Source organism: Nocardia sp. NPDC052001, from assembly GCF_040680615.1.
Lineage (GTDB): Bacteria > Actinomycetota > Actinomycetes > Mycobacteriales > Mycobacteriaceae > Nocardia.
Genome location: NZ_JBFAXC010000008.1, coordinates 198,972 through 224,636, shown reverse-complemented (window position 1 = coordinate 224,636; position 25,665 = coordinate 198,972). Strand labels below are relative to the sequence as shown.

At 64.7% G+C, this 25,665-nt stretch carries 27 protein-coding genes; 13 read left to right on the top strand and 14 right to left on the bottom strand.

The features are described from left to right. Positions 1–383: 383 nt before the first annotated feature. The 7 genes from AB0L82_RS32460 to AB0L82_RS32430 all read right to left on the bottom strand — a co-directional run bounded on the left by AB0L82_RS32460 (position 384) and on the right by AB0L82_RS32430 (position 6,517). Positions 384–1,121, bottom strand: coding sequence for a class I SAM-dependent methyltransferase (locus tag AB0L82_RS32460; RefSeq protein ID WP_364644958.1), 738 nt, complete (start codon positions 1,119–1,121; stop codon positions 384–386). A gap of 25 nt (positions 1,122–1,146) precedes the next feature. Further along, a complete protein-coding gene (locus tag AB0L82_RS32455; RefSeq protein WP_364644955.1) occupies positions 1,147–1,866 on the bottom strand; it encodes a PIG-L deacetylase family protein in 720 nt (239 codons plus the stop codon). A gap of 84 nt (positions 1,867–1,950) precedes the next feature. Next, positions 1,951–2,868: an NAD-dependent epimerase/dehydratase family protein gene (locus AB0L82_RS32450; RefSeq protein ID WP_364644952.1), complete on the bottom strand. Its 918-nt coding sequence runs from the start codon at positions 2,866–2,868 to the stop codon at positions 1,951–1,953. A gap of 4 nt (positions 2,869–2,872) precedes the next feature. Beyond that, entirely contained in the window at positions 2,873–3,760 is an 888-nt protein-coding gene (locus AB0L82_RS32445; RefSeq protein WP_364644949.1) for an SUMF1/EgtB/PvdO family nonheme iron enzyme, read from the bottom strand. 1 nt (position 3,761) lies between these two features. Beyond that, the gene (locus AB0L82_RS32440) at positions 3,762–4,040 is read right to left on the bottom strand and encodes a hypothetical protein (protein WP_364644945.1); all 279 of its coding nucleotides are present in this window, start codon (positions 4,038–4,040) and stop codon (positions 3,762–3,764) included. Next, entirely contained in the window at positions 4,037–4,993 is a 957-nt protein-coding gene (locus AB0L82_RS32435) for an NAD-dependent epimerase/dehydratase family protein (protein WP_364644942.1), read from the bottom strand. The genes AB0L82_RS32440 and AB0L82_RS32435 overlap by 4 nt, the downstream gene beginning before the upstream one ends. A gap of 33 nt (positions 4,994–5,026) precedes the next feature. Beyond that, positions 5,027–6,517: a nucleotide sugar dehydrogenase gene (locus AB0L82_RS32430; protein WP_364644939.1), complete on the bottom strand. Its 1,491-nt coding sequence runs from the start codon at positions 6,515–6,517 to the stop codon at positions 5,027–5,029. A 112-nt stretch (positions 6,518–6,629) separates the two neighbouring features. Here AB0L82_RS32430 and AB0L82_RS32425 point away from each other — a divergent pair, with 112 nt between their 5' ends. After that, positions 6,630–7,988 carry a helix-turn-helix transcriptional regulator gene (locus AB0L82_RS32425; protein ID WP_364644936.1) on the top strand — a complete coding sequence of 453 codons (1,359 nt, stop codon included), beginning with the start codon at positions 6,630–6,632 and terminating at the stop codon, positions 7,986–7,988. Between the two features lie 28 nt (positions 7,989–8,016). Next, entirely contained in the window at positions 8,017–8,913 is an 897-nt protein-coding gene (locus AB0L82_RS32420; RefSeq protein WP_364644933.1) for an aminoglycoside phosphotransferase family protein, read from the top strand. 57 nt (positions 8,914–8,970) lie between these two features. Here AB0L82_RS32420 and AB0L82_RS32415 read toward each other — a convergent pair whose 3' ends face one another. Both AB0L82_RS32415 and AB0L82_RS32410 read right to left on the bottom strand, forming a co-directional pair. Beyond that, a complete protein-coding gene (locus AB0L82_RS32415; protein ID WP_364644930.1) occupies positions 8,971–9,288 on the bottom strand; it encodes a hypothetical protein in 318 nt (105 codons plus the stop codon). Further along, complete coding sequence (locus AB0L82_RS32410) at positions 9,285–9,443, bottom strand: hypothetical protein (protein WP_364644927.1); 159 nt, start codon at positions 9,441–9,443, stop codon at positions 9,285–9,287. Before AB0L82_RS32410 ends, AB0L82_RS32415 begins: the two co-directional genes overlap by 4 nt. A gap of 267 nt (positions 9,444–9,710) precedes the next feature. Between AB0L82_RS32410 and AB0L82_RS32405 the strand changes: the two genes are divergently transcribed. The 5 genes from AB0L82_RS32405 to AB0L82_RS32385 all read left to right on the top strand — a co-directional run bounded on the left by AB0L82_RS32405 (position 9,711) and on the right by AB0L82_RS32385 (position 15,592). Then, a complete protein-coding gene (locus AB0L82_RS32405) occupies positions 9,711–10,292 on the top strand; it encodes a TetR/AcrR family transcriptional regulator (protein ID WP_364644924.1) in 582 nt (193 codons plus the stop codon). After that, positions 10,289–11,485 (top strand): NADH:flavin oxidoreductase, encoded by a 1,197-nt coding sequence (locus AB0L82_RS32400; protein WP_364644921.1) that lies wholly within the window; start codon positions 10,289–10,291, stop codon positions 11,483–11,485. Before AB0L82_RS32405 ends, AB0L82_RS32400 begins: the two co-directional genes overlap by 4 nt. Before the next feature lie 44 nt (positions 11,486–11,529). Continuing rightward, complete coding sequence (locus AB0L82_RS32395; RefSeq protein WP_364644918.1) at positions 11,530–12,270, top strand: SDR family oxidoreductase; 741 nt, start codon at positions 11,530–11,532, stop codon at positions 12,268–12,270. A 137-nt stretch (positions 12,271–12,407) separates the two neighbouring features. Then, the gene (locus tag AB0L82_RS32390) at positions 12,408–14,510 is read left to right on the top strand and encodes a serine/threonine-protein kinase (protein ID WP_364644915.1); all 2,103 of its coding nucleotides are present in this window, start codon (positions 12,408–12,410) and stop codon (positions 14,508–14,510) included. A gap of 563 nt (positions 14,511–15,073) precedes the next feature. Next, entirely contained in the window at positions 15,074–15,592 is a 519-nt protein-coding gene (locus AB0L82_RS32385; protein WP_364644912.1) for a hypothetical protein, read from the top strand. Between the two features lie 31 nt (positions 15,593–15,623). Here the strand turns inward: AB0L82_RS32385 and AB0L82_RS32380 are convergent, their stop codons facing one another. The 4 genes from AB0L82_RS32380 to AB0L82_RS32365 form a co-directional block, all read right to left on the bottom strand. Continuing rightward, entirely contained in the window at positions 15,624–16,775 is a 1,152-nt protein-coding gene (locus AB0L82_RS32380; RefSeq protein ID WP_364644909.1) for a hypothetical protein, read from the bottom strand. A gap of 24 nt (positions 16,776–16,799) precedes the next feature. Continuing rightward, a complete protein-coding gene (locus tag AB0L82_RS32375) occupies positions 16,800–16,994 on the bottom strand; it encodes a hypothetical protein (RefSeq protein WP_364644906.1) in 195 nt (64 codons plus the stop codon). A 13-nt stretch (positions 16,995–17,007) separates the two neighbouring features. Beyond that, entirely contained in the window at positions 17,008–17,442 is a 435-nt protein-coding gene (locus AB0L82_RS32370) for a hypothetical protein (protein WP_364644903.1), read from the bottom strand. A gap of 323 nt (positions 17,443–17,765) precedes the next feature. Further along, positions 17,766–18,341 carry a dihydrofolate reductase family protein gene (locus tag AB0L82_RS32365; protein ID WP_364644900.1) on the bottom strand — a complete coding sequence of 192 codons (576 nt, stop codon included), beginning with the start codon at positions 18,339–18,341 and terminating at the stop codon, positions 17,766–17,768. Between the two features lie 72 nt (positions 18,342–18,413). On the opposite strand from AB0L82_RS32365, the gene AB0L82_RS32360 reads away from it, so the two are divergent. From AB0L82_RS32360 to AB0L82_RS32345, 4 genes are all read left to right on the top strand, one after another. Then, positions 18,414–18,905 (top strand): TetR family transcriptional regulator, encoded by a 492-nt coding sequence (locus tag AB0L82_RS32360; protein WP_364644897.1) that lies wholly within the window; start codon positions 18,414–18,416, stop codon positions 18,903–18,905. 184 nt (positions 18,906–19,089) lie between these two features. Next, positions 19,090–19,242 carry a hypothetical protein gene (locus tag AB0L82_RS32355; RefSeq protein ID WP_330179446.1) on the top strand — a complete coding sequence of 51 codons (153 nt, stop codon included), beginning with the start codon at positions 19,090–19,092 and terminating at the stop codon, positions 19,240–19,242. 58 nt (positions 19,243–19,300) lie between these two features. Then, positions 19,301–21,697 carry an FxsB family cyclophane-forming radical SAM/SPASM peptide maturase gene (locus AB0L82_RS32350; RefSeq protein WP_364644893.1) on the top strand — a complete coding sequence of 799 codons (2,397 nt, stop codon included), beginning with the start codon at positions 19,301–19,303 and terminating at the stop codon, positions 21,695–21,697. Next, positions 21,681–22,823: an HEXXH motif domain-containing protein gene (locus AB0L82_RS32345; protein ID WP_364644890.1), complete on the top strand. Its 1,143-nt coding sequence runs from the start codon at positions 21,681–21,683 to the stop codon at positions 22,821–22,823. The genes AB0L82_RS32350 and AB0L82_RS32345 overlap by 17 nt, the downstream gene beginning before the upstream one ends. On the opposite strand, the gene AB0L82_RS32340 is transcribed toward AB0L82_RS32345, so the two are convergent. Beyond that, positions 22,820–23,713 (bottom strand): helix-turn-helix domain-containing protein, encoded by an 894-nt coding sequence (locus AB0L82_RS32340; RefSeq protein WP_364644888.1) that lies wholly within the window; start codon positions 23,711–23,713, stop codon positions 22,820–22,822. The two genes, AB0L82_RS32345 and AB0L82_RS32340, sit on opposite strands and share 4 nt — an antisense overlap. 157 nt (positions 23,714–23,870) lie before the next feature. Between AB0L82_RS32340 and AB0L82_RS32335 the strand changes: the two genes are divergently transcribed. Then, entirely contained in the window at positions 23,871–24,713 is an 843-nt protein-coding gene (locus AB0L82_RS32335) for an alpha/beta hydrolase (RefSeq protein WP_364644885.1), read from the top strand. Beyond that, entirely contained in the window at positions 24,710–25,516 is an 807-nt protein-coding gene (locus tag AB0L82_RS32330; RefSeq protein WP_364644882.1) for a class I SAM-dependent methyltransferase, read from the top strand. The genes AB0L82_RS32335 and AB0L82_RS32330 overlap by 4 nt, the downstream gene beginning before the upstream one ends. Positions 25,517–25,665: the final 149 nt, after the last annotated feature.

Here is a 25,665-nt window from a genome sequence, read left to right as displayed (position 1 = left end):
TCGGTATTGAAGAGCTTGCCGTGCCGGCTCAACCGGCGTGCGAGGGTGGGTCGATTGAGGCGGTTACGTTGCAACTGGGAGTTCAAGATCGGCTGAACGTTTGCGAGATTCTCCAAAGTGACTGTATATCAATTGCTTTCGTTCCCAACCGCGTCTAGATCGTTCGTGTTCGTTGAGAATTCGCCACCGCAGTCATACAAGCTGTATGACTGCGATCTTCGTCGATCAAGATCGGTGAGGGACAGGTGGGCCGAAAGTGTGCCTGCCGGTTGGCGTCGCTCGCGCTGTCAACGATCACCAAGGGGGATTCGCAGATGGGCGTGGGAACTCTGAGCAAGGTCGCGCATTGAACGAAGGTCCATGGCTGCATCACACTGGGTGGGCTAATTGGAATGGCGCTTCGTGAGGGTCGCCAGATAAACGGCACCATCTGATCTAATATCGGTCAGCTCCCACACCGTTTGTGTCAGAACGGATTTCAGTTCCTCCTCAGAGGCCATCCACAACTCGAACCATGGTGTCGACATTGCGTGGTGGCGGACGCGCAGGCGAAGTTGCCCGCCGAGGCGGCCGAGTGTGCGGTTTCGTTGGTAATAGGCCAGGTGATCGCGATCATGGGTGGGATAGGGATCGGTCCCGATGCCGAACACTTGAGCATCGGGTGCCGTGACGCGCGCGAGGTCGTTCAGGAATTCGACTGCCCTGGTGGGGTTTGCGAGGAGACCGAGGTTGCCGCCCAGCATCACCACAGAGTCGAATGGGTTCGCGGTCGGCGCAAGCTGGTCTATGGTTCCGGCGACGATGTTGTGGACGCCCCGGCGGTGGCATACCTGGACTGCTCCGGGTGAGGGGTCCACTGCTAGTACCGGCAGGCCACGGCGTTGGAGTTCGATGGCGGCTCGTCCGGCGCCGGCTCCCAGGTCGAGGACTCGGCCTCGGCATTGATTGATGGCGCTGCTTTCCAGATCTGACCAGTCGGGGTACTGGGCGAAGTAGCGGTGGATCGGACGTGCGCTGATGTATCCGTCGTCGCGTTCGGTGATCTCGAAGACATCACCGGTGTCCAGCTCGTCGAGTAGTGCCTGCCCGAATGCGTCCTCAAAGGGCTGGTTGTGAATCATGTTGAGCTCCAGTTGGCCGGTGGGGCTAGGTCGTGGCTCGTATGCAGTGATAAGCCTCGGCCCACTGGTGGCCAGATTGGGCACCTCGGACGGCGGCGAGGCCGCGTAGTGCGTGTTCGGATCGCGTGTGGGGTTGTGAGCGCCATTGGCTCTGGTGCAGGCGAAGTCCGGCGATTTTGCGGTCGAGATCGGTGTCGGTGAGCGCGAGGAAGAACTCTGGTGTAATGACCGGTGCCCCGGCGGTCCAGGGGTCGCCAACTTCCTCGTAGATCAGGATGAGGTCGGGTTGTGGCCGGTAGGTATCGGGTCCAGGTCGGAGGGCGCTGATCGCTGCGGTGCCGAGCGCAGCGTGGTCCTGGTTGTAGCTGGAAGGGTCGGGGATCGCGACCACGGTGGGGCGCAGGTTCGCTAGTGCGAGTGGGTGGTCGCCGCGTTCGATGAGGTCGATCAGGTCCGCGCGCGCGATGGTGTCCAGGTGCAGGTTGTAGTGGTCGCCTGGCAGGGCGAGATGGTGGCCGTCCAGTGGCCAGAATGCTTGCGCGGCGGCCATTTCCTGGCGTCGTTGGTCGGCTGTTGAGTGGCCAGTGGCGGTGAAGTCGGCGATATCGGCGATCGTGCCCCAGAGCACGAATACTTGCCCGCCGTGGTGTGTGACTCGGCTGATCAGGCCGCCGCATCCGATTGCCTCGTCATCAGGGTGCGGGGCGATGATAAGCACGCGCTGGCGGCTCCAGTCCACGAGCATCGGCACCTCTTTCCGGGCAGATCATGCACTGGTCTCGGGCAGGCTGGTCCTGGGTGGTCAGGACCAGCCTGCCGGAAGGCGGGTTCAGGCGGTGAGCTGTTCGTAGGTGTGGCGGATTCCGTCGGTGATGGTGGTGCTCGCGCTCCAGCCGAGTTCTTGTGTGGCAAGCGAGGAATCGAGCGCGCCGTGTTTCCATTCTCCTGTGCGGGCGGGTGCGTGGTTGGCGGTGATGGTGGTGCCTGCGGCGTGATTCACGGCGTCCAGGAGTTCGAGCACGCTGGTGCCTTTGCCAGTGCCGATGTTGAGCACCGATTCGGTGCCGGTGTAGGTCGCGGCGGCAAGGAATGCCTGCACGACGTCGGCGACGTACAAATAGTCGCGGGTTTGGGTGCCGTCGCCGAAGATCGTGGGGGTCTGGCCGTGGGCGATCAGGCCGCAGAAGATCGCGACAACTCCGGCTTCACCGTGAGGATCCTGGCGGGGACCGTAGGCGTTGCCCAACCGCAGCGACAGATGTTTCGCGCCGTGCAGACGGTTGTTGAGAGACAGGTACTGTTCGGCGCAGTATTTCGAGATGCCATAGGGCGCTTGGGTTTTGGGAAGTTGGGTTTCGGGTGTGGGCATCGGGACGCCGTCGCCATACATTGCGCCACCGGTGGAGGCCATGATGATGCGCGCGGACACGGCGCGGGCGGCTTCGATGAGGTTCAAGGTGCCGAGCACGTTGGTTTCGGCGTCGAAGCGGGGTTCGGTGACCGAGTGCCGCACGCTGATCTGGGCGGCGAGATGGTAGATGACCGACGGCTTTTCGGCGGTGATGATGTCGGTGACCGCGGCGGCGTCGCGGATATCGACTACGTGCAGGGTGACGGTGTCCGGGATGCGGGATTTGTCGCCGCTGGCGAGGTTGTCGATGACACTGACCTGGTGGCCGTCGGCCACCAGGTGGTCAAGCAGGTGGGAGCCGATGAATCCGGCTCCGCCGGTGATGAGTGCGCGCACTGGGTTATCCCCTTTGCTGGTTGTCGGGTCGGGCGTCGGTGGCGCAGCGGAACCCCAGATCGAAGCAGCTGTGCCGTGGGATACAAGCCATGCGTTCGGTCGTGCGGACCTGCCATCTCATGTGTTTCCAGCCCCCGCCGCGCACGACGCGATAGCGGTGGAGCATAGCAGCGGTCAACGCGGGGTCGTAGTGCCTGAATGGGTCGTACCCGCCATAGGAACTCGAGGTCCATTCGCTGACGTTGCCCGCCAGGTCGGCGACGCCGAATTCGGAGTCCCCGGCGGGGGAAAACTCGCCGACTTTCGTTGTGGCAGGAAGGGTTCCATAGAGAGCGTGGCGCTCCGCCCACCAGATCTTCCATGCAGCCAGGTCCGCGATCGGGCCTGCCCAATGCTCGGCGCTGTTGGCGACGGCCGGATTCCAGGTATTGCCCCACGGGTAGGCGGTCCAGGTTGGGCCGTGGGCGGCGTATTCCCATTCGAACTCGGTCGGTAGGCGTTTGCCGGCCCAGGCGGCGTAGGCGAGGGCGTCGGAGTGATCGACGTGCACAACCGGGTGATCGGGTAACGCAACGAGCGCGTCGAGGCCGGGGACGGGTTGCCGCCAATAGATTCCGGGGGCGTCCCGCCAGTAGTCGCGGCCGTAGATGAGGCCGAATCCGCGCTGTTCGGCGCCGGTGCGATGTCCCGATTGTTCGGTGAACTCGGCGAATTCGGCATTGGTCACCGGTAGACGATCGATCCAGAACGTCGGGATGTGCCGGATATGTTGTGGTGCTTCGTCTTCGAACCAGCTGCGCCCGTAGATTTGCTGCTGGGTGATCTCGTCCAGGTGATGCTCGGGTGCCCCGATCTGGACCGTGGCAGATGGGATTTCGATCATGTCGTGCATCTCAGCCTCCCATCAGCGCGCCGATGAGATGGATTTCGACCACCGCAAGTGTGAGCGGGGTATCGAGTTGCCGCAGCGTGTGGATATCGATGTTGTTCAAGCACACCAGCGTCCAGGGTGCCAGGCGGCCGGTGGGGGTGAGGATCCGTTCGCGCAAGGTCGGATACTGCTCGGCGAACCAGGTGATCGCCTCCCCGACTGTGGCGGCCTGACAGCTTAGTTGGGTGAGGTTCGCGACTGTCTTCCAGCTAGGCGGAACAACGAAGTTGACCGTGCTCATCGCGGCACCGTCGACACGTTCACCAGTGGCACCATCCAGTCCAGGGTGTGCCGCAGGCCTTCTCGCAAGGGGGTGCTGGCGTGCCAGCCGAGGAGGTTTTCCGCGCGGGTGGTGTTCGGGCGACGCACGCTCACTTCGGCGTCGCGGCTGTGCGTGCGGGCGATGTCGCCGGTTCCGGCGACATCGATGACCAACGCGGCGAGTTCGCCGATAGTGATCTCGGTGGGGTCGCCGAGGTTGATCGGCCCGAAACTTTCATTGTCGAGCATCGAGATCAGTCCGGTGATGAAGTCCGCGATGTAGGTGAACGAGCGGGTTTGGCGGCCACCGGCGACCGAGAGGGTTTCTCCTCGAAGCGCGGCCGCGCAGAACGAGGACACCACCCGCCCGTCCTCGGGCCACATCGCTGGGCCGAAGACGTTGAACGGTCGCACGATCCCCACGCGGGTGCCTTGGCGTTGGTGGGCCGCGCACGCGGCTTCGAGGACACGTTTGCTTTCGGTGTAGGCGCTGTAGGGGCCGATCGGATCGCAGTTGCCACGATAGGTTTCGGGCTGGGGGTGCTCGAGAGGGTCGCCGTACACCTCCGAGGAGGACACGCATACGATGCGCGCGCTGGCGCGGGCGGCCATGTCCAGGGCGTTCACCGTGCCCACGGTGCCGGCGAGAATGGTGTCGATCGGCATGCGCGTGTTGGCTTTGGGGCTCGCGGGGCAGGCCAGGTGCAGGATGTGGGTGACGGTATCGAGGTCGGTGAACGTCGAGGCGGCGGTGATATCGGCTTGGCGCAGTGCGAATTTCGGATGGCTGGCCAGATCATCAAGGTTGGCCAGGTGGCCGGTGCTGAGGTTGTCTATCGCGGTCACGGAGTCCCCGCGATCGAGTAGGGCGCGGCACGCGTGTGAGCCGATGAATCCGGCTCCTCCGGTGATCACCACATGTTTCGGGTTCATGGTCTCTCCTTCTTCGGCGAAATAAGTTGGGGCTCAAAGACGTTCGATGGTCGGGCCGGGTGGCAACACCGCGCAGGCGTCAAAGACGTGGCGGGCGGTACGGATCAGCTCGTAGTCCAGGCACCGGTGCGCCACCAGCAGCGCGACGATCGCCGCATCGGCGAGGAGCTCGGGGGTCAGATTGGGGAGCACTCCGGTGATATGGGTGGCGTATGGGTCCATAACCTGCACCTGGGCACCGTGCTCACGCAGCAGTTCCACCACTTTCAGGGCGCTGGACTCACGAACGTCGGCGATATCGGGCTTGTAGGTCACGCCGATCACCAACACCCGCGCGGATCGCTCCGGCACGCCAGGGCGTCGAAGCCGGGCCAGGATGCGTGCGGCGACGGCGGCGGGCTGCTCCTGGTTGATGCGGGTCGCGGTCTCGATCAGCGAGGATTCGCGCCCGGCTTTGCGCAACCGCCAGGACAGATACGCCGCATCCGCGGGTAGGCAGTGCCCGCCCGCGCCGATACCCGGCTCAAATGCCATATAGCCGAAGGGTTTTGTCGCCGCGAGCGCTAACGCATCCCAGATCGACACCCCGAGCGTGGCCGCGTTGCGGGCGAGCTCGTTGACGAAAGAGATGTTCATCAGGCGAAAACTGTTCTCCATCAGTTTGGTGAACTCGGCGGTGCGAACACTGGGGGCCAGCACTACCGTGTCGACCAAGCCCTGCCAGAACGCCGCTACGGCGTCGAGAGAACGGGGATCGATTCCGGCCACAACTTTCGGGACGCGGGCGATGGCGTCGAGTCCGGCCCCGGGGTTGACACGTTCGGGGGAGTAGCCGAGGTGAAAGTCCTTGCCTGCCCGCAATCCGGAGGATTGCAGGATCGGTTGAACGACTTCCTCTGTGGTGCCGGGGTAGGTGCTCGATTCCAGGATCACCGTGCACCCGCGGCGAACATAGCTCGCAAGGGTTTTGCTGGCTGCCTCGATACAGCTCAGATCGGGCTGGTCATCGAAGAGCGCGGTGGGAACAGCGATGAGCGCGATATCGAACTCCGCGAGATCGTCGGGGTCACAGGTAGGCAGGTAGCGGCCACTGTCGAGCGCTTCGCGTACCCGCTCCGAAGACACGTCACCGATATAGGAGTCGGCGGCCTCGAGCCGTAGTACACGGTCGGGATCAGTGTCGAACCCGATGACGGTGTGTCCGGCGCGCTGGGCGAGCATGGCGACCGGCAAGCCGACGAACCCCTGTCCCACGACTGCGACACGAACGGAACGATGAGCATTCACCAGTGCGACTCCTGCCCTTGATGTGTGGTGAGCCGATCTGGTCAAGGCGGGTGCTGGGACCGAATCGGTGCTCTCACCATCGCCGGATATGTTGTGGGGCCCAATACCCAGCGGGGCTAACCCCAGCGGGTATTGCTTTGCCGGGGCGAAGATGTCGCGATTGTGAGTACCGGTCGCGCACTGCGCATATGCTGTGCGCACGGAGTCGGGGGAGGCCGAAACCAAGGCGGCGACCATGGGTGTGCGCGGACGAGTATGTTGCTCGTGCAGCGGGATTGTGGCGGGTGAGATCAGTGGCGCACTCTGCGGATCGTGCGCGCGCCGCGCCGGATTCGCCCACCCTCTTCCGATGGGGTTCTTCGAGCGTCCCGAGATACGCAAAGCCCTGCGGGACTACGACTTCGGGTCGATCTTCGTTGCGGTACGTGCCACCACGGGGTTGTCCCAGATGCAGTTGGGTGCACTGCTGGATCTCAATCAGTCCCGTGTATCCGACGTCGAGCGTGGGCTGCGGCGACTGAGTTCGGTGATGATCGCCGCCCGGATTTCACGGGTCCTGGGCATTCCCGCACGGCTGCTGGGGTTTACATCCGATTTGCCCGGTAGCCTGGCGAGCGAGGAGGTGGAGTGGGTGGAGCGACGCGATTTCCTCGGGCTGACCACTGCTGCCGTACTTGGCGCAAGCCTTCGTCCGGAGCTCGAGCGGTTGGGGCATCGGCTGCCGGGTCAGTTCACACCGGTGATCCGTAAACGCATCGGCAGCGCCGATATTCGCGGTGTAGAAGCGATCACCGATGGGTTCCGCCGCTCGGATCTGGCCTATGGTGCCGGGTTGTGCCATGCGGCGGCATTGACCGAGCTGCATCAAATCTGCGCGCTCGAGAATGCCGACTGTAGCTCGAACATCCGTACTCGCATGTACATCGCGACCGCGGAACTGGCGACCATGACCGCGTGGCTGGCCTACGACTCCGCCACCAGCGTAGAAGGGCACAATCACGCTCGCGCACTGTGGATTTACGCGTTGCGTACCACCTACAAGGGCAAAGACCATCCCCGCAGCACCGATATGTCGGTGAGCATCCTGCTCGATATGGCCCACCAATCCCTGCACCTGAACCACCCTGACGACGCATTACAGCTGACCCAGCTCGCCGCCTCGACCGCGAACAGTCGCCGGTATCCAGTCAGCACCATCACTGCGGGGTACACCTCGGCGGTCATGGCGTGGTGCTGGGCGGCACTCGGTGAGGCTGAACCGACCCATCGCGCACTTTCACAATCACAGGAGCTGTACGCGACGACCGATCTGGGCAATAACCCGCCCTGGGCGTGGTTCGTCAATGATGCCGAAGTCGCAGCGCAACAAGGGCATTCGCTGTATCTGCTGTCTTTGACCCAGCCTCGGTTCGCGCAAGAGGCGGTCGAGCGACTCTCGTCCGCGGTGCTGGCGCATACCGACGATCAAGCGCGCAGTCGGGCTGTTGTCTTACCGACCCTGGCCGGGGCGGCATTCCAGACCGGGGATCTGCCCACAGCGTTGCGGTACGGGCGCCGAGCCATCGAGGCCGTGGCGGATGTGTCCTCGCAACGTTGCTACGCGCGGCTACGGGATCTGGGTGATTTGGCCAGGCGAACCTCCCACCGAAGTGAGGTTGTGGAGTTCCGGCACGATATCCGTTCTGTGCTCGCCGATCTGGCCGGCTGAACGAGCCTGCCGGGGGAGAGAGACTGCTGTGGCTGCCGACTCCGTACTCCCCGGCGCGACCGAACTCCGGGAAGTCTGTGCGGTGCTGGGTGTCGATGACAGCGGCGCGCAATTGCTACATCAGCGCTCGAACGCGGTCTACCTGCTTCCCGAGGACGCGCTGATCGTGCGCTTGGCGCCCAATACAGACCTGCGGCGGCGACGGGCGGCCACCTCGATCGCTGTCACCCGATGGCTCGGCACGACCGGCACCGACATCGCGCTCGCGCCCACTCCCACAACACAACCCATCATCACCGACACCGCGGTAGCGACCATCTGGCCGTACTGCCCCAGCCCAGCCCAACCTGGTCCGGACGTGCTCGGCGAGCTTGTGCGCCGGTTGCACGGTGTACCCGTGCCTCCGTTCGCCATGCCGCGATATCGTCCGCTGGCCCGACTCCTGGAAGCGTTGGAGATCGACAGCGCACGGCATGTACCCGCACTCGATCTCGCTGAGCGAGCGTGGCTTCTGGAACGGACCGAGTCGGTGATCGCCGAGTTCACCGAGACCCGATTCCCGTTGGGGCACGGTCTGATTCACGCCGATGTGCATGAGGAGAATGTGGTCCGGCAGGGCGGGCAGTGGAAGCTCATCGACTGGGACGGATGCTGCGTGGGCCCACGTGAATTGGATCTGGTCATGATGATTCCAGACCACTTTCACCAATCTCGCGCAGCGCGGGGGCAGTTCGCCCAGGCGTATGGGCGTGATCTGCTCGACTGGGCACAATGGCCCGTGCTGCAGGCACTGATCGAACTACATTCGTTGGGCTCGTACATCCGTCGGGCACCATCGACACCAGCGGCCGCGGCGGAGCTGCGGCTTCGCATGCATTCACTCGAGACAGGTGACCGATCGGTGGTTTGGCACGCAGTCAGCTGACGATGTACCCGCACCTTGGCGCCCACAGCCCTGCCGCAGCACGTCGGACCGCAGTGGTTAGTCGGGGCGGTTGAGACCTTGCGCGGTGCGCAGGCGCGCGTCGAGGGCGTCGAGTTCTTCGCCGGTGAGTTCGCCGACCTTTTCGGTGACCCAGGGCCGGTACACGCGGGTGAGTTCGAGGACATCGGCCCAGCCGTGGCTGGTCAGGGTGGCCAGGACGTGTCCGGGGTCGGCGTCGCTGATCGGGACCGCGTGCAGCCACCGGTAGGGGCTTTCGATGATCATCTGATCGGAGATGATGACTACCAGGTCACGGCGGGGGGAGACGGTGGTGCCGAGAGTTGGTGCGTGGAGCCAGATTTCGCCTCGGATCATGCGGCGTCGCGTGAGCGGCGCCGGGCGTCGGTGTCGGCCGCCGCGAGGTACTGCTGGGCCGCGAGGGCGGCGGCGAGGTCGGCCTCGGGGTCGACGGTCAGCTGCGCCAGGGACGCGCGGATCGCGTCGGGACTCAGGTCTGCATCGTCGGCCATAGCTCAGGTGTACCAGATCCGGGCGCGCACGGCGAGGGGCAACAGCGTTCCCATCCCCTTCGCGACGCCGCAATTGCATGACATCGGAGCGATAGCTCCCACCACCCGCTGGCACGCGCCGCTCGGCGACTCGACGTGAGCGCCTGGGAATGGTCACGGCCGCGCGTAGACAGGCCCACGCCCTACAAGCCGGGGGAGCGCGCACCGGTGAATCAACGTTTCAATCAATGATTGAATTATCGATTGAAACGTGTTTCACTGCTGTGCATGGGTGATGGAGCCGGGGCCGGAACGCGGCAGCTACTGCTGACCACCGCCGAATCGTCGCTGCTGAGCGAGCCGTACGACGAGGTGTCGGTGCGGAGAATCTGCGCCGCGGCGGGGGCGAACGCGGCCGCGGTGCACTACCACTTCGGGTCGAAGGAGGCCTTGGTCGGCGCCTTGATCGAGGATCGCCTGGGCCCGCTGTGGGCTGAGGGTCTGGCGCAGGCGACCGCAGGACGCAACTCACTGCCCGCGGTGATCGAGGCGATCCTGACACCGTTCGTCGACCTCGCGCGAGATCCGCTGGGCCGCTTGCATCTTCGACTGCTGGCGCGCTTCGTGATCGGCCGCCACCTCACCACCTGGCGCGGCCCGTGGTTTCGGATGGACACCTGGGCCGCGCTGCTGCCCGAACTGAGCGAAAAACAAGCCCGCCGCCGATGGATGCTCGCCTTCGATCTGATCATCATGCGATTCGGCGGCCCGGAAATCGAAGAACACGGTATGGCCGACCCCGAACTCGGGACACTGCGGGACTTCGTGGTGGCCGGTCTGCTCGCGCCGACAGGAAGAGAACGGCAATGAACGACATATTCACCCCCGCCCGACTGGGTCCGATCACGTTGCGCAACAGGGTGATCAAGGCCGCGACCTTCGAAGGCCGCACACCCGACGCCCTGGTGACCGATGAGCTGATCGAGTTCCATCGCGAAGTGGCCGCCGGAGGCGTGGGCATGACCACCGTCGCGTACTGCGCGGTCGCGCCCGGCGGCCGCACCGATCGGCATCAGATCTGGATGCGCCACGAAGCCGTTGCCGGACTGCGCAAACTCACCGATGCGGTGCACGCCGAAGGCGCCGCGGCGTGCGCGCAGATCGGGCACGCCGGACCGGTCGCCAATGCCGCCTCCAACGGGGTCCCCGCACTCGCACCCAGCCGCATGTTCAACCCGCTGGGCATGAAGTTCACCAAGACTCCCACGATCGCCGATATCGCCGACACCATCGCCGCGCACGCCGATGCCGCGCGCCTGGCCGAGCAGGCCGGATTCGACGCGGTGGAAATTCATTTCGGCCACAACTATCTGGCCAGCTCATTCCTGAGCCCGGCGCTGAACCGGCGCAAGGACGCCTACGGCGGGCCACTGCTCAATCGAGCACGCATGGCACGCGAAATCGCCTGCGCGGTAAAAGACGCGGTGGGCGGCAGGCTCGCGGTCACCGCCAAACTCAATATGGAGGACGGCCAGCACGGCGGCCTCACCATTCCGCAATCACTGCAGGTCGCCGCCTGGCTCGAGGCCGACGGCGCGCTCGACGCCCTGGAACTGACCGCGGGCAGTTCCCTGCTGAACCCGATGCTGCTGTTCCACGGCACACCCCCGCGCCGCTCCTTCGCCAAGGCCCTGCCCGGACCGGCCCGCCTGGGCTTTCGACTGATCGGAGGGTCCTTCCTCAAGGACTACCCCTATCAGGAGGCGTACCTGCTCGAGCGCGCCCGTCACTTCCGCCGCGCACTCTCGATGCCACTGATCCTGTTGGGCGGCATCGCCACGCTCGACACCATGCGCCAAGCCCGCGAGGAGGGATTCGAATTCGTGGCCATGGGCCGCGCCCTGCTGCGCGAACCCGATCTGCTGCATCGCATCCAAGCCGACTCCGCCACCCGCTCGGCGTGTGTGCACTGCAACGAATGCATGCCCACCATCTACTCGGGAACCCGCTGCATGTACCGGCCCACCCTCTCACGCGAGCCCATCCAACTCACACTCGGCTGACACACCGCTCGGCAGAACATCGTCGGCACCACAGGAGACACGCAGTGACTGAACGACTCACCGGCCGCGTCGCGCTGATCAGCGGCGCGGCATCGGGAATGGGCGCATCGCACGCCCGCGCCTTCATCGCCGAGGGCGCCTGCGTCATGATCGGCGATATCGCCGATACCGCGGGACAGGAACTGGCCGCCGAACTCGGCGACCGCGCCGCCTACATCCATCTCGACGTCACCAGCTCTCGCGACTGGGACGCCGCGGTCGCCGAAACCATCAGGCGCTTCGGCAAACTCGATGTGCTGGTCAACAACGCCGGCATCCTCGATGGCGGACCCCTCGGCGAATACACCGAAAAGCAATGGCAGAACGTGCTTTCCATCAACTTGACCGGTCCGTTCCTCGGCTTGACCGCCGCGCGTGACGCCCTGGTGGCGGCCGCACCCGCCGCCGTGGTGAATATTTCCTCGGCCGCCGGAATCCAGGGTGTACCGGGCGTGCACGCCTACACTGCCTCCAAATTCGGCGTCCGCGGACTCACCAAATCCGCCGCGCTGGAACTGGCCCCGCATGGGGTGCGGGTCAACTCGGTGCACCCCGGAGGCATCCTGACCCCGATGCTCGGCGCGAGCAGCGACGCCACCCTCGATCGGGGCGCGAACCCACTCGCCCGACTCGGCCTGCCCGAGGAGGTCACTCCGCTCGTGGTCTTCCTCGCCAGCACCGAATCGAGCTACTGCAACGGCGCGGAGTACGTCGTCGACGGCGGAATGACCGCGGGCCGCGCCTGACACGGCGTCCCGCGACCCGACAGCGATCCCGTCAACAACAAGTCCCGACACCGCATCCCCGCGATTTGCCCAACCGATCAGCACTGACGCCGCCATAACGCTACGGTGAGCGCGAGGTTCATGGGGGAGGGAGTGTCATGGACGGCGGCACGTTCGGCCCGTACCTGTTGCGCCGACTACTCGGCGAGGGCGGGATGGGGCAGGTCTTCGAGGCGTGGGATACGGGCACCGAACGCGCGGTCGCGCTGAAAGTGCTGCCACGGCTGCTCAGCGGGGACACCACCTATCGGGCGCGGTTTCGGCGCGAAGCGAATATCGTTGCCGGACTGTCCGATCCGCATGTCGTCCCGATCCACACCTTCGGTGAGATCGACGGTCTGCTGTTCCTCGACATGCGACTGGTCGTGGGCCGCACCCTGCAGGAGTTGCTCCTCGCGGAGGGCGCGCTGGCACCGCGGCGGAGTGTGACCATCGTCGAACAGGTCGCCTCCGCGCTCGATGACGCCCACGCGCACGGGATCATCCATCGCGATGTGAAGCCCTCGAACATCCTCATCGGCGCAAGGGATTTCGTCTACCTCATCGACTTCGGCATCGCGCACAGCCTCGAGGCGACGCAGTTGACCACGACCGGCAAAGCCATCGGAACCTTCGCCTATATGGCGCCGGAGCGATTCAGCGGCGGACCGGTCGGCGCGCACACCGACGTTTATGCCCTCGCGTGTGTGCTGTACGAATGCCTCACCGGCAGTGGGCCGTTCTCGCACGGCAGTATCGAACAGCAGATCGCCGCACATCTGACTCTGACGCCGGTCCCAGCCAGTGAATTGGCTGCCGGAATACCTCCGGGCATGGATGAGGTGCTGGCTCGCGGCTTGGCCAAAGTTCCACAGGAACGGTACGGCACCGCCGGGGAGCTCGTCGCGGCCGCGCACTCCGCACTCACCGAAATGCCAACGGCCAGTGCCGCGATCGAACCTCAGAGACCACACCGCGTCGACGCCGAGGCACAGCCCGCACCCTCGGCGAACGCGACGCCGACACCGCACTCGAGCCGCCGGGACACTTCCGATCCGACACACATCGATTCCACGCTCGGCAATGCGTCGAACCGCACCGTGATCGGTCTCGCCGCCACCGAAGTCAACCCGGCAACACCCGAGACGCCTGCCGAACCCGAAGTAGGGGAGAGGCCCACCTCAGCGCGTGGCAATCATCTGACCGGCAGCCGACGGCGTCTGTACACACTCGCCGCCCTCGCGACCGCAGGTCTGCTGATAGCGGGTGTCACCGCCTGGCAGTTTCGGTCCTCCGATAGCCGCCGCGACGCACCGACGATGGCGGCGCCCGCCTTCGATGTGAGCGCGATCGACACCGGCCGCGAGCCATACGGCCTGGCCGTCGATCCGACAGCGAAGCGCCTGTACGCCACACACCTGAGCAATAACTCCGTGTCTGTGATCGACACCTCTACCGCAAGCGTGGTCACCACCATGGGACCGTTCGGATGTCAGGGGATTGCCCTCGATCCCAATGCCCACCTGCTGTACCTGTCCGACTTCAACGAGCGCACGATCCGAGTGATCGACCCGGTCCAGAAGGCGGCTGTCGGGTCGATGTCCGCACCCGATGGCCCCAACTTCATCGCGCTGAACGCACCAGCGAAATCTCTCTATGCGCCGATGATCAACAGTGTCAAGCTCGCCGTCTTCGATACGGGAACCCTCGATGCCGCGGCATCGATCACGCTCGACGGGCGCGCACAATTGGTCGCGGTGGACCAGACCTCCCAATTCGCCTGGGCTGTCACAAATTCGAGCACGAGCGGTGCCGCGCTGGTATGGATCGGCGCCGATCACAAGGTCGTCGGCACGAAACCGCTGGACCACAAACCCGTATCCATCGCATTGGCGCGGTCACAGTCGACGGCGGGGGACAACCTGTATCTGGCGAACGCGGACGACAACTCGGTGGCGGTGATCTCGACCGACACCTCGAAGCCGGCCAACCGAATCCCGGTCGGCGCCAAACCATCCGGTATCACCGTCGACGACGGAATCCACACCGCGTATGTCGCCAACCACGACGGCAGATCGGTAACCGCCATCGACACCTCCAGCGGATCGGTGACCGCGACCATTCCTCTCAATGACGTGATCGACCAGATCACCGTCGACCCGCTGACCCATATCGTGTACGGCGCGGGCTCCAATGGCGTCGTGGTCATCAAGCCCCGCTGATGTGTACAGCCCACCAAGGGGAAGGGCTTCACCACGGTTACTTTACATAAGGTATATTATCGGTGCGCGAATCGAATGGGACCGTAAGACTTTCACCGCCGCATCATCGGCCACCCATGAACGGTGACACGGACCAGCCCTTTGCCCGGGCCGCGCGGCGCGTGCGATCGAAGCTGTTGCCACACACAGTCATTGCGATGCGATGCGCGGCAACAAATTCCGGATCCGATATGGAAAGCTACCACCCAGCCATACACCGTCATTTCGTCACTGTGACGTATTATGTTGTGGCACAAGGTTATTCGGTCATCGAGAGCCAACAGACCTTGCGACGAATCTGCAACAAATTGTCCCGACTGGTGGACGTGACGAGTCCCGCGCCAGGATTCACAGCTTCCCAGCGATGGTGAGGCTGTGGCACTCAATTACGCTGGGCATCCAAGTAATTCGCGAATCAATTTATTGAGAGCGTAGTTTGTGTGAGCGGCCCATTGGATGCTCACTGAATTCCAATGTTGTGACATGAGGGCGCAATGAACGCGATACTGCGAACCACGAGGGTTGTGCAAAAATCAGCCGATGACGATGAATCCATATGCGGTGTTCTGGACGGCCGTCAACTATTGCTCGCGATCGCCGGAACCCTACGGGCCGGTTCGCCATTGATCGGCTGGGCTCGCGAACTGGCCGACCTGCACGCGACGCTGATCACCGCTTCGCTATCGGCCACCAGGCGCCCCGCGGACTTCGACGCCGCGGCGACACGAGAGCGCCTCACAACCCTCACCGCCCTCATCGACGACTGGTCCGTCCGCCACCTGCCACGCCCCCAGGGCACTCGTCGCCACACACATTCCCTCGGCGAAGTGATCAGCCATATCGCCGACGCCTACGCCCAACTCCAATGGACCCTGCGACACAGCGCCAATACGATCCACCACCATGGCGCCGCGCTGCGCTTCGCGCAAATTCAAGAGGGCTACGCCGACCTCGTCGACGATATTCGCGCCCTGCGGGTAACTCTTCCACTGGGCTCGAGCGGAATCATCCGCCTATCCCCCACCACCCCGCACACGTCGTGAGTTACCCCGGGCAGCCAGGCAAACTCGAACATCACTTCGGGCGAAGGCTGCCGGTATTGCGGTGGTTGTCCGGGGTGATCGCATCATCACCGTCGCCGCGACTATCGGAGCGATCCTCGCGGCCGGGATTCCGGTCCGGTGTCGAGGATGCGACCGTGGTGGCGGTCGAGGGTGGTTGTCCGATATCCCAGGACACCGTGCGCGTCAAACTGCCATGGGATTCGAATGGTTTGGCCCAGCCGATCTCGGCGAAGCGGCCGTTTGCCGCATCACTCACGCCGGTCGCGATATCGCCCTTGCCCTTGTCGAAGTTGTAGTAGTCCTGCGCCTCCACGGTGACATCCATGATCACCTTCCCGCCCTCTACCCGAACATTGGCGTGACTCCATTGCTGATGTCCCCCAATGGTTTTCTGCCAATTCTCAGTGGCAGGACTGCTGACGGTCTTCGGAGCACCGGTGATCTTGAAATTCCGGTCGCCGGACTGCACGTAGAAATCCGCCGCCAGCGCCGCCCGGTTGATCTGATCGTCCACCGACTGGGCGATGACGCTGTCTTCCCGATACGCCTCGCTGTAGTCGAATTCCTGCGGCTTGCCGTTGTTTTCCCAGTAGTGCCGGTACATCGCGGTGGCATCGTCGAGATCGGATTTGACGTACTCGCCCGCCAGCAGCTTGGCCTGCCACTTCTGCTTGTCCAGAAAGTCCTGGAATCCGCCCTTCTTCGTGTTGTAGATGAAGGTGTCGTCATGCACCAGCTTCGGCCGCTTCGGGTCCCCGATCTCATAACTGGCATGCTCGGTGCGCAACGCCTCCAGTACGGCCGTCATCCCCTTGTCCACCTCCGCGGCCGTGTCGTGCAGCGCTTTCATGCCGTCACGGGTGGTCTGCCAGGCCTTGGCCATCGAGATGATGTTCTTCTTACCCGGCATGGCGTACATGCTGTCGGCCTCGGCCTTCCGGAACATCTCCAGGACAGAATTCAAATCGGCACGCCCGCTCTCGTAGCTCTTCTGAGCGGCCTCGAGCGTGTTCGACCAGGCGGTGAGTCCGACATGACCGGCCTGGAACCGCGATTGAAGTCCCTTGGCGCGAGCCACCATGTCATCGACGGACTTACTCGCACCCGCCGCCCCCGCCCCTGTCCACACGGCCGACACCTCCGAGGAGGTCATCTTCTTCATGTGGCCCACGGCGCTGCCGGCCCGCTAGGCCTGCGACTTATATTTCTTCGCCTGGTCACGTAGCGAGCTCGGCTGCCCGCGCGGCCGCTGAAAAGGCGACGACAGCTTGATCACCGCCGTCAACTGATCAGAGGTGCAGTGATCACCCGCCATCTGATCGAGTTGATCCAGTAGCGATTTCAACAGCTCGACATGTCCGGAGTTCCAGACCACCGCCATTGCTCCCCCTCGGCTATTGGGACGGCGGGACGACCACCGGGTCCAGCGCATCGGGTACCGGTGCCGTCACACTCGGTACATCGGGCGCGGGGATCGTCACGCCCGGCACCGAGGCTGTTCCATCGATTGCCGGGGGCGCAGTGCCGCCCGCGGCGGCGATCGAGCCGCCACCGCCCACGTCACTGACGCCGTACGACTCCAGACTCGCGGTGATGGATATGCCCAGTTCCTCAGTGTCCGTTGAGGCGTCGTCCATCAGCGTGTTCATCTCGGCATGGAAGTTCCGCACCTGAAAGAGCAGGTCGCCGAACACTTCCGGCTCCAACGTGTCGGCCCGTTGCAGAGGCGCGAACAGATCGCCGGCGGCGGTGAAGACCCCGTTCACCGCCTCCGGCAGATGTTTGGGATCCGTCCAGAGAATGGTCTTCGGGATCGGTTCGGGCGCCACGACATTCCTTGTCAGTATCTTTGGGACAGATCGAGCGCGACGCTATCAATCTCCCCATCCCAGACCATTCCCTGAGATGGGGAGCACCGATCGTCAAAGCTGTTGCTAGAGTACTGATTCCACGCACTCTGATGAGCTGCGCGGCTACCGTGCGCCGGAACGGCCGTGGCGCGGGAATCCGACGTTCGTATTGGGGATGGTGCGCGGCGGCAGCGGCCGGGCGAAGGGCTGCTGCTTGTTCTGAATAGGGAAGGTACGGCGCTGGTTTCGCATGTGGGGCACTGCCTTTCGAGATGTTCGCATGTGGGGGCAAGCAGAAGTGATCAGACTCGGTTGAGCCAGGTGATCTGGCAGCCGTTGTCGAATTCACGGCGTTCGGTGACCTGGAAACGGGTGGGTTGGAAGGCGCCGTCGAAGGCGCGGATGCCGTTGCCCGCGACGACCGGGTAGGTCTTGATGATCAATTGGTCGATCTCCTCGAGGAGTTGGCCCGCCAGGTTGCCGCCGCCGCAGAGCCAGATGCCCAGGCCCTCTTGCTGTTTCAGTTCTGCGACGACCTTGGCGGGGTCACCGTCGATGATCTCCACTTGCGGATAGTCCGCCGGCGCGAGGGTGCGGGTGAAGACGTACTGCTTCAGGTGCGGGTAGGGGCTGACGATTCCGGCCGCGAGACCCGGTTCGTACGTGCCGCGGCCCATCAGGACGGTGTCCCATTCCCTGTTCGGGGTATCGAGCGGCATGCCGAAGTGTCCGCGGATGTGGGCCGGGACCGACTCCGGGTACCGCGCGTTGATCCATTCGGACTGGTCCGCGCTGACCGGGTAGAAGTCGAATTCGCCCTGCGGGCCTGCGATGTAGCCGTCGAGGGAGACCGCCACGTAGTAGACAAGATTTCGCAATGCAAACCGCCTCCGCTGTAGTACTCTGCATGAAGTGATTTGAAGATAGTACTACGACTGGAGTGGTGTCAAGTGGTTCGTCACAACCGGATACGCCGACAAGCCCTACTGGATGCGTCGATCGAGGTCCTGGCCGCAAAAGGCGCTCGGGGGTTGACCTTTCGCGCGGTCGACGAACAGGCGCGGGTCCCCCGAGGTACCGCCTCGAACTACTTCGCCAACCGCGATGAACTGCTCGCACAGATCGCATGCGGCCACGTACTCGACTCTCGCAGTAGCTATCTCGCATTCCTCGAGCTCCGACTGGAAGCCACGCGCAGGCCCGGCCTGCAAGCCTTGATCACCGAACGAGTCCGCGCCGAGCTCGACACGACTGTGCCCGACGACGCGAACGCCGTCATCACCTACCTCGTAGTCAACGGGCTGATCTTGGACAACCTCACTCTCCCCGGCATCTTCACCGACGATCAGATCGAAGAGCTGATTCGCTCCATCGCTCCCCCACCGGCCCGCCACTGCGGCCAGGTGGCGCGCGACCGCCCCTTTCCAATGGGCCGCCTTTAGTCGAACCTTCGGGTTCAGCCTGAGTCAGCCGCCGACTCGGCCGAGATACATCGTTAGATGCGCATATTTCCATTTTTTGATCTACTGCGCGGCGCGGCTCCCATCGACGGGAAGGCCGCTCGACGACAATTGCGTAGCATTTGGCTTGCACGACAATAGTTTTCGATTGATTGGAAGATCCCTTATGAACACGAATGACCGTGCCGTGGTGTCCGCCGTAACCGATCTGCGGGATGCGCCGTTGGGGCAGCTGTCGGGGCAGAGCCTGCCCGAACTGCTGTCGAATCTGGCCCACTCCTCCACTACCGGCATCTCGTTCAGTTCCGCGATGATGTGATTTGACCCAGCGCACCGGCTATCCCGTGAACCGTAAACCGCTTCCTTTTCGTCAGTTTGTGATCAAGGTGCATAGCCGGTGTGATTTGGCGTGCGACTACTGCTACATGTACGAGCACGCCGACCAATCCTGGCGTGGCCGTCCGATGGGGCTGGCCCCGGAGACGGCCACCCGGATTGCGTTTCGTATCGCCGAACATGCTGCGGCACATCAGCTTTCCGAAGTCGCGATTGTGCTGCACGGCGGCGAACCGCTGCTGCTCGGCGTCGATCGCACCCGGGAGTTCCTCGCCGCGCTGCACGCGGCCATCGCTCCGGTGGCCCGGCTGAATCTGCACATCCACACCAATGGGATTCTGCTCAGCCCGGCGTTTCTTGATCTTTTCACCGAATACAATGTGCGAGTTGGTGTTTCACTGGACGGTGATCGCACCGCCAATGACCGGCACCGGCTGTATCGCAATGGCCGCAGCAGTTATGACCAGGTGAGCAAGAGCCTGGAATTGCTACGCAGGCCGCAGTATCGGGCGCTGTTCTCCGGCCTGCTGTGCACGGTGGATATCGCCAATGACCCGATCGCGGTGTATCGCGGGCTGCTGGAGCAGGACCCGCCGCGCATGGATTTGATTATGCCGCACTCGAATTGGGAGCATCAGCCGCCCGGCTTGCGATCTCGACGCGATCCCGACAACCCGACGCAGGGTGGTGGCGAGTACGCCCAATGGCTCATCGCGGTCTTCGATGCCTGGAACGCCGACGGCCGCCCGATTCCGCTGCGCACCTTCGAATCGGTGATCGCGGCCATGTACGGCCGCCCCAGTTCCGCCGAGGCGATCGGCCTGGATCAGGTGGATCTGTTGGTCATCGAGACCGATGGCTCACTGGAGCAGGTGGATTCGCTCAAGACCGCGTTCGAGGGCGCGGCCGCGACCGGGCTCAATGTCTTCGACAACAGTCTCGACGAGGCCGCTGTGCTGCCGGGCGTCACGGTGCGCCGCGACGGTATCGATGGCGTGAGCGCGGTCTGCCAGTCCTGTTCGGTGGTGCAGGTGTGCGGTGGCGGTTTTTATCCGGATCGGTACCGGCCGGGCGCCGGTTTCGACAATCCCTCGGTTTACTGCTCGGATTTGAAGGAGATGATCGATCACGTGGCTGAGTCAGAAGTCGCCGCGGGCAGGGGTGGCGCGCAGACCTCCGCGCATGAGGCTCCCGCACAGGCGCACAGCCTGTCCGATGATCAATTCGACCAGCTGGCAGCGGGTTTCGGCGATGCCGCCACGATCGATTGGCTCGCGCAGGCGCAATCGTCGCTACAGCGTGAATTGCTGGCCGGGGTAGGCAGGTTCGGGCCGCAGAAGGACGAGAAGTTCACTGCCGCTTGGGATGTACTGGTTTCGCTGGATGCCTCGGCCCCCGATGCGGTGGCCACGGTGCTCGCGCATCCGTACACGCGGGTGTGGGCCACTGCCCTGTTGGAGGGGGTGAGCGCGGGTGAGCCGGCGGCGGCGGATGTGCGTCATCTGCAGGCGGTCGCCGCGAGTGCGGCTCTGCACGCGGGCCGGGATCTGCGGTTGCCGATTCCGGTGCGCGATGGTGTCGCGCCGCTGCCGACCTTCGGTGCGGTGAAAGCGGGTGCGGAAGATCAGGTGTGGATCGAGACGGGTTCGGTCGAGGGCTTGGATCTGATTCAGCCGCTGCGCCGCCTGACCGCCACCGGTCTGAGCGTCCCGCTCGAGGACACCGACCCGTACCGTATCGGTCATACCTTCGCCGCGGATCGGCTCGACGATGCCGAGGCGCGACGGTGGCAGGCCGCGTTCGCCGCGGGTATCGATTTCCTCGACGCGCATCTCCCCCGCTACGCACCCGGCTTGCGCACGGGTCTGCGCGCGGTGATGCCGATGGAGCCGGAGGAGAGCTACGACCGAAGCGCGTCCATGCGTGCGGCGTTCGGCGCGGTCGGGATCGCACTGCGGCAGTCGCTGGTCTCGGCGGCGCTGCCGTTGATCCACGAGTTCCAGCACGTGAAGATGGGCGCGATCCTCGATATGTTCGCGCTGTTCGATCGCGCCGATACCGCGCCGCGCTATTACGCGCCGTGGCGGCCGGATCCCCGCCCGATCGAGGGACTGTTGCAGGGCACGTACGCCCATATCGGGGTGACCGATTTCTGGCGGGTGCATCGGACGGTGGCCGAGGGAGCGCAGCGGCAGGCGTCCGAGCGTGAGTTCGTGCGCTGGCGCATGATGACCGCGGAGGCGATTCGCCAGCTCCAGGGTTCGGGATCGCTGACCCCGTTGGGCGAGCGGTTCGCCGAGGGGATGAGCGCGACCGTGCGCCCCTGGCTGGACGAGCCGGTCGACGCCGAGGCCGAGCGCGCGGCCGTTGCCGCGGCGCGGGCGCATCGGGCGGCGTTCGAGGAGCGGGTGCAGGTGCGTGATGACGTCAACGCATAGTCTGCCCGAAGCCCAATTCATCCAGCTGGCAGCGGGTTTCGGTGATGCGGAGTCGGTGCGCTGGCTGGTGCGGGCGCAGGCGTCGGTGCAGCGCGAATTGTTGTCCGCGGTAGGCGGTTTCGGCCCGCACGATGACGCGCGTTTCACCGCCGCGTGGAATGTGCTGGTGGGCTTGGACGCTGCGGCTCCCGATGCGGTCGCACGGGTGCTCGCGCATCCGTACACCCGGGTGTGGGCATCGGCGTTGTTGGAGAACATCAGTCGCGGGGAGTTCGTCGCGGCGGATGTCCATCACCTGGAGGCGGTCACGGCGAGTGCGGCGATGCTCGCCGGTGTGGATATGCGCCTATCGGTGCCGGTTCGCGATGGTTCGGCACCGCTGCCGATGTTCGGCGCGCTCCATGCCACCGGGGAGCGGGTGTGGGTCGATACCGGCAGGGTCGAACTGGATGAGCCGGTACGCACGCTGACTCACAGGGATATGAGTGTGACGCTGGAGGATATCGATCCCTATCGTGCACTCCCCTACGCCGGCAGTGAGATCGAGCCGACCGGCCGATTGAGCGAGGCCGAGGCGGCGCGCTGGCAGGATGCTTTCACGGGCGCGATCGATTTCATCGACACTCATCTGCCCGCGTATCTGCCCGGCCTGCGCGAGGGCCTGCGCACCATCCTGCCACTGCGTCCCGACGGTCCCGTGGACCGAAGCGCGTCGGCCAGATCGGCTTTCGGCGCGGTGGGAATCGCGGCGCGGGATCTGAACGCGCAGTCGCTGGCGGAGCTGCTGGTGCACGAGTTCCAGCATGTGAAGCTCGGGGCGATGATGGACGCCTTCGAGTTGTACGACCGTGACGATATCGAACCGCGGTATCACCCGCCGTGCTTCTCGCATCCGCGCCCGATCGAGGGACTGTTGCACAGCACGTACGCCCATCTGGCTCTGACCGATTTCTGGGAGGTACGTCGCGCCATCGCGTCCGAATCCGGCGCTGCGGCGGCCGAGCAGCGGCACGCCGAGGTTCGGGCACTCACTATCGAGGGTGTCGCATTGCTGGAATCGGCGGGCTCGCTCACTCCCCTGGGCACGACGGTGCTGGATGCGATGCGGGACAGGATCGGCGGTTAGAGGCGCTGCCCGGCCGACCCACGTGGCGCTGTCGACGATGGGATGCGTTCGGGCCACCCCCAGGCGGTGCTGTCGACGGCGAGGAATGGTTCGTCGACCACGGTCGCGGGGGTCAGTCCGGTGAAGGCGCGGATCTCGCGGTGCAGGTGGGATTGGTCGGTGTAGCCGGTGTCGGCGGCGACCTCGGCGGGCGGGCGGCCCGCGACCAGGCTGTGGACGGCGTGGTCGAAGCGGATGAGGGTGGCGGCGCGTTTGGGAGTCAGGCCGAGTTGGGCGTGGAATCGCGACCAGAGGCGTTTGCGGGTCCAGCCGAGTTCGGTTGCCAGGGGCTCGATTCGGATGATGCCGCGTCCGGAGGCGATGCGCTGCCAGGCCCACATCACCTCGGGCTGTATCCGGGATGTGGTGGCCAGATAGCGGCGGGTGAGCCAGGCGTCGACCCAGACGAAGCGCTCATCCCAGGACCGGAAGCTGTTGAGCTGCTGGCATATTCGGTCCGCCTCGGAACCGAGGAGGGCGTCGAGTGGGACGACGGAGTGATCGAGGTCGGCTGCTGCCGGACCCAGTATCGCGCTCGCGATCATCGGGGGCAGGCGTATTTGGAGGCAGTCGGCGACCTGCACCTCCAGGGCGCGCAGCACGTCACCGAATCCGGGGCCGATGACGAAGCTGCCCCGATGCCGTTGTCCGGCAGTGTCTTCCACGGCGATCGTGCCGCCCAGGACCAGCAGCAGGGTGACCGCCGGGTGCGGGATCAGGCGTAGGTCGGGTGGGGTGCGGCCGCGGTCGAGGAAGCCAGCCATGGCAACTCCGGGCAGTCGACTGGGCCGGGGTGGGCAGGCGATGTCCCACAGCATCGCATCGTCCTGCACGGGTGCACCGAACCCCATTTCGCCATGCTATGCAACCGAACCCCGTGACCGCCACGTCGACCAACCGAATCCCGTGGCCGCCATTACCGACCGATCAGCGAGCGCGGGCGCTTATTCGGACGGTAGGGAACATTTGTCCAATCCACCGGCATCCCTCGCAAGCGACAGTTCAGGTATGACTGTTTCCGGCAATAACTTACGAGGGACTCGGGAGTCGGATCGGCCCTCGGACGGTAGTGAACTCCATGTCACTCAGGACGGGCCGCGCGATGCCCCGGCGCTGCTGCTGATCCACGGCACGGCCGCGTCGGGGCGGTCATGGGATCCGATGGTCCCGCTGCTCACCGGGTCACATCGGGCCATTCGAGTGGACTTGCTCGGATGCGGCGAATCGGCCGGGCTGGGCGCTGTGGGCTATAGCGTTCCGGATCAGGCACACCGGGTCGCGGCAGCGCTGGATCGGCTCGGGGTCGAAAAGGTTGTCGCCGTGGGTCATTCCAGTGGCAGTGCGGTGGCCACGGCGCTGGCCGAGCTCCGACCGGATCTGGTGAGCGCGGTGGTTGTCATGGATTTCGGGCCGCATATGCGCGCCTATCTGGACCCGCTGCTGCCTGCGGTGTCGAAGCCGTGGTCGGAGCTCTCCGATGATCAGTTCCGTGAGCTGATGCGCTCGGGCTTCAGCCCGGACTATGAGATCCCGCAGGAGTACGTGGATCAGTTCCGCGATATCGATCCGGTCGTGTTCGCCGCCGCGTCGCAGGCCAATCTTGCCTATATCGACGAGCGTTCGCTCCCCGAACGCCTTGCGCCCCTGGGCAAACCGCTACTGGTCATCTTCGGCGAGGACGACACCAGATTCGATTCCGCCTTCACGGTCGAGTACCGCGTCGTGCCCGATACGACGGTGGTGCTGCTACCGGGCGTGGGCCACTCCCCCAATCTCGAGGATCCGGCCCGCACGGCCGCAGCGCTGCTGGCCTTCACCGGTGACCACGACACTGCAGGGACAGACCGATGACACACACCCAATTGTCCGGGGTGCCTGAAACGGCGCTGTGGACCCTGCGTAACCGCGCCGAGGAAGCATTGCGCCCGGATTCGGTCTATACCGACGATGAGTCGATTAGCCTCTACCGTGCCCTGGCCGCTGAGGATTTCGACCGGTTCGGCCCGCCCAGCCAGGTGCATTCCCTGCGCGCGATGGTGATCGACGAGCAGATCACCGACTTCCTCGCATTCCATCCGGCCGGGCCGGTGGTGGCACTCGGCGAAGGTTTGCAGACCACGTATTGGCGTGTGGGCGCACCCGAGGTCGCCTGGTTCTCGATCGATCTGCCGGAGATGATCGCCGCGCAGGAACGCCTACTGCCACCCGCACCGGGCATCACGCGACTGGCACGCTCGGCGCTGGATCGATCCTGGTTCGCGGAGGTGCCGCGCGGGCCCGCGGTGATCACCGCGGAGGGCCTGTTCATGTACCTGCCAACCCCCGAGGTCCATCGGCTGATCGCCGATCTGGCCGAGCATTTCCCGGGCGGTGTCCTGATCTACGACTCCATCCCGCGCGTATTCAGTGCCATGACCATGCGCGGCAAGGTGCGTTTGAGCCCCCGCTACACCGCCCCGCCGATGCCGACGAGTCAGAGCCCGCGCCAGGCTCGGCGACTTCCCCGAATGATCCCGGGAGTTGTTGCCTCCCATGACCTTATCCCGCCTCCGGGTCGTGGGCGCTGGGGTTCTCCGCTCATGCGCCGGGCCGCGAACACCCCGCTCGGTCACGCACTGCGCCCGTCCCTGACCCTGCTGCGTTTCGCCGAGTAACCCACTCTCCCAGGGGCTTCGACCGTCGACCGGAGCCGCTCGAGCATGGCGTCCCAGGTCCCCCACCTGACGTTCTTTGACACCGCGATGTCCGCAGATCGGACCATACAGTTTGCGGTATCGGACGCGGTCCGCTCAGGACCGCGCGG

Excerpts from the sequence above, each read along its gene's own strand:
- AB0L82_RS32340 (WP_364644888.1), bottom strand. The coding sequence starts at position 23,713 with ATGGGGTTCGGTGCACCCGTGCAGGACGATGCGATGCTGTGGGACATC.
- AB0L82_RS32455 (WP_364644955.1), bottom strand. The coding sequence starts at position 1,866 with ATGCTCGTGGACTGGAGCCGCCAGCGCGTGCTTATCATCGCCCCGCAC.
- AB0L82_RS32415 (WP_364644930.1), bottom strand. The coding sequence starts at position 9,288 with ATGATCCGAGGCGAAATCTGGCTCCACGCACCAACTCTCGGCACCACC.
- AB0L82_RS32345 (WP_364644890.1), top strand. The coding sequence starts at position 21,681 with ATGACGTCAACGCATAGTCTGCCCGAAGCCCAATTCATCCAGCTGGCA.
- AB0L82_RS32410 (WP_364644927.1), bottom strand. The coding sequence starts at position 9,443 with ATGGCCGACGATGCAGACCTGAGTCCCGACGCGATCCGCGCGTCCCTG.
- AB0L82_RS32430 (WP_364644939.1), bottom strand. The coding sequence starts at position 6,517 with ATGGTCGCCGCCTTGGTTTCGGCCTCCCCCGACTCCGTGCGCACAGCA.
- AB0L82_RS32445 (WP_364644949.1), bottom strand. The coding sequence starts at position 3,760 with ATGCACGACATGATCGAAATCCCATCTGCCACGGTCCAGATCGGGGCA.
- AB0L82_RS32330 (WP_364644882.1), top strand. The coding sequence starts at position 24,710 with ATGACACACACCCAATTGTCCGGGGTGCCTGAAACGGCGCTGTGGACC.
- AB0L82_RS32435 (WP_364644942.1), bottom strand. The coding sequence starts at position 4,993 with ATGAACCCGAAACATGTGGTGATCACCGGAGGAGCCGGATTCATCGGC.
- AB0L82_RS32390 (WP_364644915.1), top strand. The coding sequence starts at position 12,408 with ATGGACGGCGGCACGTTCGGCCCGTACCTGTTGCGCCGACTACTCGGC.
- AB0L82_RS32440 (WP_364644945.1), bottom strand. The coding sequence starts at position 4,040 with ATGAGCACGGTCAACTTCGTTGTTCCGCCTAGCTGGAAGACAGTCGCG.
- AB0L82_RS32375 (WP_364644906.1), bottom strand. The coding sequence starts at position 16,994 with ATGGCGGTGGTCTGGAACTCCGGACATGTCGAGCTGTTGAAATCGCTA.
- AB0L82_RS32335 (WP_364644885.1), top strand. The coding sequence starts at position 23,871 with ATGACTGTTTCCGGCAATAACTTACGAGGGACTCGGGAGTCGGATCGG.
- AB0L82_RS32425 (WP_364644936.1), top strand. The coding sequence starts at position 6,630 with ATGGGGTTCTTCGAGCGTCCCGAGATACGCAAAGCCCTGCGGGACTAC.
- AB0L82_RS32380 (WP_364644909.1), bottom strand. The coding sequence starts at position 16,775 with ATGAAGAAGATGACCTCCTCGGAGGTGTCGGCCGTGTGGACAGGGGCG.
- AB0L82_RS32355 (WP_330179446.1), top strand. The coding sequence starts at position 19,090 with ATGAACACGAATGACCGTGCCGTGGTGTCCGCCGTAACCGATCTGCGG.
- AB0L82_RS32460 (WP_364644958.1), bottom strand. The coding sequence starts at position 1,121 with ATGATTCACAACCAGCCCTTTGAGGACGCATTCGGGCAGGCACTACTC.
- AB0L82_RS32405 (WP_364644924.1), top strand. The coding sequence starts at position 9,711 with ATGGGTGATGGAGCCGGGGCCGGAACGCGGCAGCTACTGCTGACCACC.
- AB0L82_RS32400 (WP_364644921.1), top strand. The coding sequence starts at position 10,289 with ATGAACGACATATTCACCCCCGCCCGACTGGGTCCGATCACGTTGCGC.